The 2153-nt window shown below is 62.8% G+C and carries 2 protein-coding genes; both read left to right on the top strand.

The genetic code is table 11. From position 1 onward, the window contains the following. Positions 1-192 precede the first annotated feature (192 nt). Complete coding sequence (locus tag ACESNB_RS10370; RefSeq protein ID WP_373006966.1) at positions 193-1044, top strand: hypothetical protein; 852 nt, start codon at positions 193-195, stop codon at positions 1042-1044. Positions 1045-1563: 519 nt separating this feature from the next. Beyond that, positions 1564-2153 (top strand): rhodanese-like domain-containing protein (locus ACESNB_RS10365; protein ID WP_373006964.1); only part of this gene is annotated, 590 nt, incomplete at its 3' end.

Here is a 2153-nt window from a genome sequence, read left to right as displayed (position 1 = left end):
TTCAAACTGCCCCGCATCCTTGCCGACTAGGCGCTGCTGGCAGGCACTGTTCCGGGCACTGTAAATTCCGCGTTTTTCAATGCATAATACTAATGATTACGTATCGAATTTGCCTTACTGGCTGCCGATCCCGCCGCTAAACCACGAGACCTCCGCCACCTGGCATTCGACAAGTCAGAACCATCCGAGAAGATGAACGTCCTCAAGCGGCGTGCGAAACTCTTCCTGCGCCAGCTCGTCCGCAAGATTGACCATCAGGACGTGGGCGATCATGTCCGCGAAGAAGGCCAGATGTCCGGCCGCTATGTCTTCATGGCGGTCACGTCATGCGCCATCGCGACACTCGGCCTCCTGCTCTCTTCGCCTGCCGTCATCATTGGCGCCATGCTGATCTCGCCGCTCATGGGTCCGATCATGCTGACGGTCAATCTCGGGCAGGTCCTAATCGACGAGGACAAGGCGCTCGAAGCTGAAGCCTATCTGCGCATGGCGGACTCCTCCATCGCCGCGCCGCTGCGCGCCGAAATCTCCCGGATCGAGAGCCTGGGAATGCTCCGTCAGTCCGAGACCGAGCTGCGCGCTGCCATCCCTTTCAAGCTTGCCGCAGCCGACATCGACGCCGAGCACAGAACCGCCACGCTGATCGCCGCGCCGCATGACGGCCTGTCGATCTCGGCCTGTCGCACCATGGAGGAAGGCCTAAAAACCAACTTCCCGACCCGGACGATCCACATCGTTCCGCCGGTCCCCGAACTACTGCTGATCGCGTTCGACAACGGCAAGAACACGCTCTCGCCAGCTGGCGAGTCCGTCCTCGGCGACAGTATCTCGGCACTCGAACGCTGGTCGTCGAAATCGGTAGAAGTTGTCGGCTATGCCTCAACGGCGGGCGCGCTCCAGCGTTTCGACAATCGCAACCTAGCCTACCAGCGCGCCGTCGCCGAGGACAGGGTCTGGCTGGACGGCGACCAGGCGATCTCCTCCCACATGCAGCAATGGCTGGGTCTCAGCCATTTTGCCGACGAACCCAGGCGGGTAGACTGACGGAAACAGCCCGCCTTATCCGCCCCCTCCCCAACTGCGCGTATAATGCGCTGCGATGTACGCCCTCCTTGCCCCCATGCCCGGCCTGCCGTGGTACCTGCTGCCAATCTGGCCACTGATCTTCTGGCGCATCCAGCGCCTGAAGGCGTGGTTCAAAGCTGCCGGCGGTCCGGACAGTCAAATGCTCTGGGGCGTCGCATGGAATGGCCGCGTCGTGGTGCTGCAATTGTCGGACGATCTCTCCGGGCTGTTTCCGTTCACCGGTGTCGGGCAGACTGAGGCGCGCGCTGGCTGCCGCCCCACTTCCGTGTCCCCGGCGAACGCCGGGGCCTTGGGCCACCCTGTCCGGAATAATCTCAAGAGATCCCGGCTTTCGCCGGGACTACGGATTCAAAATTCCCGACACCTGACCCCTACCTCCCCCTCAGAACACCCATACCCCACCCCAAGCGCCCCCTCAGGCGCCGCACGTGTTGCCCCTTATTCAAATCTGCGCGCTGATCTGCCATAAGCGCGGCCATGACCTATACTGTTGCCGCCTTCTACAAGTTCGTTGCCCTGCCGGACTTTGAATCCCGCCAGCCCGCACTGGCCGACACCCTGAGCGCCACGGGCGTGAAAGGCACCGTCCTGTTGGCCAGTGAAGGCGTCAACGGCACCATCGCGGGGACCGCCGACGCCGTGGACGCCGCCCTTGCCGCCCTGCGCGCCCTGCCAGGCTGCAAGACGCTGGAAGCGAAATTTTCCGAAACGGGCGAGATGCCCTTCCTGCGCCTGAAAGTGCGCCTGAAGCGCGAGATCGTTTCCATGGGCGTTCCCGGCACCGACCCCAACGCCCTGGTCGGCACCTATGTCGCGCCCGAGGCCTGGAACGCCCTGATATCGGACCCGGACACTGTGCTGATCGATACGCGCAACGATTACGAAGTCGCCATCGGCACGTTCGAAGGCGCGATCGACCCGAACATGAAAACCTTCCGCGAATTCCCGGACTGGTTCCGCGACTTCCGCGCAAAGCTCGAAGCCGAAGGCCGCACACCCAAGGTCGCCATGTTCTGCACCGGCGGCATCCGCTGCGAGAAGGCGACCAGCTTCGTGAAGTCCGAAGG

Origin of the sequence: Hyphomonas sp., from assembly GCF_041689225.1 — a bacterium.
Classification (GTDB): Bacteria; Pseudomonadota; Alphaproteobacteria; order Caulobacterales; family Hyphomonadaceae; genus Hyphomonas.
The sequence above is the reverse complement of the archived record's forward strand: the minus strand, read 5'-3'. Positions and strand labels throughout refer to the sequence as shown.

Excerpts from the sequence above, each read along its gene's own strand:
- ACESNB_RS10370 (WP_373006966.1), top strand. The coding sequence starts at position 193 with ATGAACGTCCTCAAGCGGCGTGCGAAACTCTTCCTGCGCCAGCTCGTC.